The organism is Mycobacterium sp., assembly GCF_049280035.1.
GTDB lineage: Bacteria > Actinomycetota > Actinomycetes > Mycobacteriales > Mycobacteriaceae > Mycobacterium.
In genome coordinates, this window is record NZ_JBAPPI010000298.1 from 1 (window position 1) to 5,319 (window position 5,319).

At 67.4% G+C, this 5,319-nt stretch carries 6 protein-coding genes; 2 read left to right on the forward strand and 4 right to left on the reverse strand.

What is annotated here, in order from left to right:
• Positions 1-1,304: ATP-dependent helicase (locus WAN71_RS10070; RefSeq protein WP_422225195.1), on the reverse strand; the 1,304-nt coding region annotated here is incomplete at its 3' end.
• An 87-nt stretch (positions 1,305-1,391) separates the two neighbouring features.
• On the opposite strand from WAN71_RS10070, the gene mrx1 reads away from it, so the two are divergent.
• A complete protein-coding gene (gene mrx1 / locus WAN71_RS10075; protein WP_422225196.1) occupies positions 1,392-1,646 on the forward strand; it encodes a mycoredoxin Mrx1 in 255 nt (84 codons plus the stop codon).
• Positions 1,647-1,648: 2 nt separating this feature from the next.
• On the opposite strand, the gene nudC is transcribed toward mrx1, so the two are convergent.
• Positions 1,649-2,572, reverse strand: a complete 924-nt coding sequence (nudC, locus tag WAN71_RS10080; protein WP_422225197.1) for an NAD(+) diphosphatase — start codon at positions 2,570-2,572, stop codon at positions 1,649-1,651.
• A 2-nt stretch (positions 2,573-2,574) separates the two neighbouring features.
• Entirely contained in the window at positions 2,575-3,648 is a 1,074-nt protein-coding gene (locus WAN71_RS10085; RefSeq protein ID WP_422225198.1) for a potassium channel family protein, read from the reverse strand.
• Between the two features lie 39 nt (positions 3,649-3,687).
• Here WAN71_RS10085 and WAN71_RS10090 point away from each other — a divergent pair, with 39 nt between their 5' ends.
• Positions 3,688-4,083, forward strand: a complete 396-nt coding sequence (locus WAN71_RS10090; RefSeq protein ID WP_422225199.1) for a hypothetical protein — start codon at positions 3,688-3,690, stop codon at positions 4,081-4,083.
• Here WAN71_RS10090 and WAN71_RS10095 read toward each other — a convergent pair.
• Positions 4,080-5,319 (reverse strand): PD-(D/E)XK nuclease family protein (locus WAN71_RS10095; RefSeq protein WP_422225200.1); only part of this gene is annotated, 1,240 nt, incomplete at its 5' end. The genes WAN71_RS10090 and WAN71_RS10095 overlap by 4 nt on opposite strands.

Sequence of the window (5,319 nt, forward strand, 5' to 3'; positions counted from 1 at the left end):
GCCGGGCGCAGCGGGTCGCCGCCATCGGACAGGGCGCCTTCGCCGTCAGCGCCGCGGTTGGCCGCCCGCTGTAAGACCAGCAGAGCCTGACGGATCTCTTGGCGGCTGAAAAAGCCCTCACCGCCGCGGACCTGATAGGCAATGCCGGCTTCGGTCAATGCTTCTTCGTACACCTCGGACTGCGCGTTGATCCGGTACAGCACCGCGATCTCGGCCGGCGGCGTGCCGGACTCGACGAGCCGTGAGATCGACGCTGCCACCGCGGCGGCTTCGGCGACTTCGTCGGGATGTTCGCGAAACGTCGGAACCGGTCCCGGGTCACGCTGACCGACCAGGTGCAGCTTGCTGCCGGCCACCCGGCCGCGGGCAGCGGCGATCACCCTGTTGGCCAGCGACACCACCTGCGGTGTCGACCGGTAGTCCCGTTCGAGGCGCACCACCGTCGCCTCCGGAAACCGCCGCGAGAAGTCCAACAGGTAACGCGGTGAGGCCCCGGTGAACGAATAGATGGTTTGGTTGGCATCGCCGACGACAGTCAAGTCGTCGCGATCCCCCAGCCACGCCGATAGCACCCGCTGCTGCAGCGGCGTCACATCCTGGTATTCGTCGACGACGAAGCAGCGGTAGCGGTCCCGGAACTCTTCGGCGATCGCGGCGTCGTCCTCGATCGCCGCCGCGGTGTGCAGCAACAGGTCGTCGAAGTCAAGCAGCGCGACGTCGTCACCGCGGGATTTGAGCGACTCGTAGGCCGTATACACCGCAGCGACCCGCGCTGCGTCCAGCGGAATGTCGCGACCGGCGGCCGCAACCGCGTCCGGATACTGCTCGGGTGAGATCAGCGACGCCTTGGCCCACTCGATCTCGCCGGCCACGTCGCGGACGTCGTCGGTGCTCAGCTGCAACCGGGCGCTGCTCGCGCCGCGGGCGACGACGGCGAACTTGCTGTCCAACAACTGCCAGCCGGTGTCACCGACGACTCGCGGCCAGAAATACCGCAGCTGCCGGTGCGCCGCTGCGTGAAAGGTCAAAGCCTGCACCGCGCCGACGCCGGTCTGCGCCGTGGCACCCAATGCCCGCAACCGGGACCGCATTTCGCCGGCTGCACGCTGGGTGAATGTCACCGCCAACACCTGACCCGCGGCCACGTGGCCGGTGGCGACAAGCTGGGCGATGCGGTGGGTAATCGTCCGGGTCTTCCCGGTTCCTGCCCCGGCCAGCACGCAGACCGGCCCGCGCGGCGCCGCCACGGCCTCGCGCTGTTCGTCATCGAGGTCGGCAATCATTGGGTCCGCGATCACCGGCATGGCGTCCATCTTGGCAGTGGTCGCCGACAAACACCGTGCAGCGCCACGCCACGGCATAACAAGAACGCACGTTATGTTTGACCAACTATGAGCAATGCTTCGCTGACCATGTACAGCACGCCCTGGTGCGGCTACTGCCATCGGCTCAAGACCATGTTGAGGGCCTCTGGAATCAGCTACGACGAGGTCGACATCGAACAGGACGCCGCGGCAGCGGACTTTGTCGGCTCGGTCAACGGCGGTAACCACACGGTTCCGACGATCAAGTTCGCCGACGGGTCGACGCTGACCAACCCGGCCGCCAACGAGATCAAGGCGAAACTCGCCGAGCTGGCCGGATAACTTCAGCCCAGCGCGGCCCAGGATTCGATGATCACCCGCGCGATCGATACCGATCCGGGCAGCAGCAGTTTGGCGTCCTCTGCACTGCTCCAATCGCCGAGGGCCAGCGCGGCGCGCACCTCGTCGCGGGTGAACCAGGCCGCCTCGGCGATCTCCCCGTCGTTGAACGAGAAGTCCTGGTCGGGATCGCCGATCGCATGGAAGCCGACCATCAGCGAGCGCGGGAACGGCCACGGCTGGCTGCCGAGATAGCGCACATCGCGGACCGACAGCCCGACCTCTTCGCGGATTTCCCGCACCACACAGGTTTCGAACGACTCGCCGGCCTCCACGAACCCGGCCAGCAGCGAGAACATCCGCTGCGGCCACACCGTCTGACGGGCCAGCACTGCCCGGTCGCCGCCGTCATGCACCAGGCAGATCACGGCCGGGTCGATGCGCGGGAATTCCTCGTGACCGGTGACCGGATTGACCCTGGCCCAGCCGGCCCTGATCGGCTTGGTGGGCGAGCCGTCCACCGAGCTGAACCGGGCGCTGGCATGCCAGTTCAGCAGCGCTGCGGCCGACGACACCAGCTGCGCACCGACGTCGTCGAAGAGCTGGCCTCCCCGGCGTAGATCGGCCACCTCGGTTTTCGCGTCGGGATCCTCGGGTGCTTCCAGCGGGCCGCGGACCGCCCACACGTGTCGACCGTCTTCGATGCGGCCCAGGAACACCGCGTCCGGTGGTGGCTTGTCGGCCAACGCCTTCGCGCGGCCCAGCACCACCCGGCCGTCGGCGACCAACACCTGATTGCGCGAGTCCAGCCGCAGCAGAGCGGCTTCGGGCCACCCCTCGGTGGCCGCATCGACATCGGTTCGCACCTGGTCGGCGCGGTCGGCGCCGATGCGCGACAGCAACGGCACGCTTTGTAATTGGAACTCCACGTTTAAGCCTTACTCCCCATACTTCGGACATAGAGCAGCCGATCGCCAGCCTCGATGGCGTCGACCTCGGGCGCGTCGACGCGCAGCAGGTGGCCGTTGCGCACCACACCGAGCACGATGTCGGACAGATGCCGCGGGGAACCGCCGACCTCGGTCTGCTCGACGTCGCGCTCGGCGATGGCGAATCCCTCGGCCGGCGTCAGCAGGTCGTCGATCATCTCCACGATGCTGGGCGTAGTGGTGGCAATGCCGAGCAGCCGACCCGCGGTTTCCGAGGAGATGACCACCGAGTTGGCGCCCGATTGCTGCAACAGGTGCTGATTTTCCGCCTCCCGAATCGAGGCCACGATCGTGGCTTTGGGCGCGATCTCCCGGGCGGTCAGGGTGACCAGCACCGCGGTGTCGTCGCGACCGGTGGCGACGACGATCGACGACGCAAGCCGGGCGGCGGCCAGTCGCAGCACATCGGATCTGGTGGCGTCCCCGTGCACGGTGACCAGGCCGGCGGCCGCGGCGTGGTCGAGGGCGGCCTGTTCGGTGTCGACGACGACGATGTCGCAGGCGGTCGATTCGTCTTCGAGGATTGCGGCGACCGCCGTTTTGCCCTTGGTGCCATATCCGACAACGACGGTATGGTTGCGCACTCTGCTCCTCCAACGCTGAATCTTCCACGCTTGCCGGGACCGCTCGGTGAGCACTTGCAGTGTCGTGCCGACCAACACGACCAGAAACAGGATCCGCAGCGGCGTGATTACCACGATGTTGGTCAGGCGAGCGAATTCGGAGTACGGGGTGAGGTCGCCGTAGCCGACGGTCGTCAACGAGATCGTCGCGAAGTACACACAGTCGATGAACGACAGTGGCACTCCGCGCACGTCGGTGTATCCGTCGCGGCCCAGGTAGACGGCGACCACCGCGACTACTAACGCGAGCAGCGCGACCGCGACTCGTTTCCAGATCGCGCGAACCGGGCCGATATCGGCCTCTGGGATACGGAGCACCCCGACCAGCGCATACCCGGGCTGGGCGGTCAGCGTCTGGTCGAGACCCCTTCGCCGCCAGCTAGCTTTGACCACAGTTCATCGGCTCGGCCCGGCGCACGACACAATGTAACCATGACCCCCATCACACCAATCGCTCAACGTGACGCCAGCCAGGCAGGCGCATACCGAATCGCGGCGCTGCTGCTCGGTGTCGGCACCGTCCACTTTTTGGCGCCGAAACAGTTCGACGAGATCATCCCCGCCGAGTTGCCCGGAAGTCCCCGGTTCTACACCTATGCCTCCGGTGTCGCCGAGGTGACCATTGGTGCACTGCTGCTGGTCCGACGCACTCGGCGAAACGCTGCACTTGCAGCTGTCGCACTGTTCCTCGGTGTATTCCCGGCGAACGTCAACATGGTCAGGTTGTGGTGGGACAAGCCGTTGCCGATGCGCGTTGTCGCTTTGGCCCGGCTGCCGCTGCAGATTCCGATGATCACCGAGGCGCTCAAGGTCCGGCGCAACGCCTAACCAGACGCCGGCTGAGCCAGCAGCGCGGCCAGCTCGTCCGGCCCCGGCAGCACATCGGGGATGACGGTGACGCCAGCGCGCACGTAATGAAACGCTGTGCGCACCAACGATTCCGGGCATCCGCGTAGTGCAGCCCAGGCCAGCCGGTAGACACCGAGCTGGATGGCGGCGTGTCGGGTGGCCTCCGGCCCATGCGGCGGCTCGCCGGTCTTCCAGTCCACCACGGTGGCGCCACCGTCGGGGTCGGCGAAAACCGCGTCGATGCGGCCACGCACCACGGTGTCGCCGATGGCCATCTCGAACGGCACCTCGACGTCCACCGGCGTACGAGCAGCCCACGGTGACGCGAGGAACGCCGTCTGCAGCGCGGCCAGCTCATCGGCATCGCGCTGCGCGGTATCGGTGTCCGCCGCGCCGGGCAGGTCGCCGAGGTCGAACAGCCGCTCGGCGCCGTAGAACCGCTGGACCCACTCGTGAAATGCATTGCCCAGCAATGCATGCGGGTCTGGTCTTGTCGGGAGCCGGCGCATCAGCCGCTGCACAGCATGCTCCGGCTCGCGGGCCAAGTCCACCAGGCTGCTGACCGACAGTTGGCTTGGCAGCATTGCCGCCGGCGGGCGTGCGACACGGGCACGCTCGCTGAGCAGTGCATCGACGTCGGCGGCCCAACCTTCGGCGTCGGCGTCGGCCGTCGTTGGTGATGCCTCCACCGACATCGCCGCGGATACCAGCGCCGCCCCGCGCTGCACGTCGGCGCCGCGCCCGGCCAGCGGATCGACGGGCCACACCGCCTCATGAACGCTGTCGCGCAATGGGTTTCGGTCGCCGTCGGCAGGCGCTGGCGCCCACTGCTCGATCACACCGCATGATTCGCCGGCGGCGGCCGACTGGTCGATGATGTCTTTGAGCTCGATGAGGAAATCCGAAGGGCAGCGCGGCTTGATGCCGGCAGCACCCCAATGGTGGCCGGACAGCAGCAGGGTGTCCTCGGCGCGGGTGATGGCCACGTAGAGCAGCCTGCGCTCCTCGTCGAGGCGACGTTGCTCCAGCTGGCGACGATGTGCGGATATCTTGTCGGACAGTTGCTTTCGATCGGTCACATCCGACGTATCCAGAACCGGGACGCCGTGCACGCCGGCCGACGCACGATCGCCGCGCAGCAGCGGCGGAAGGTCGGCGGCGTCGGTCAGCCAGGTGCGAGCCTGTGCGGTCGACGGGAACACCCCTGCCGATAGG

Bases quoted from the DNA above. Each gene is read 5' to 3' on its own strand.
- mrx1 (WP_422225196.1), top strand. From the start codon at position 1,392: ATGAGCAATGCTTCGCTGACCATGTACAGCACGCCCTGGTGCGGCTAC.
- WAN71_RS10090 (WP_422225199.1), top strand. From the start codon at position 3,688: ATGACCCCCATCACACCAATCGCTCAACGTGACGCCAGCCAGGCAGGC.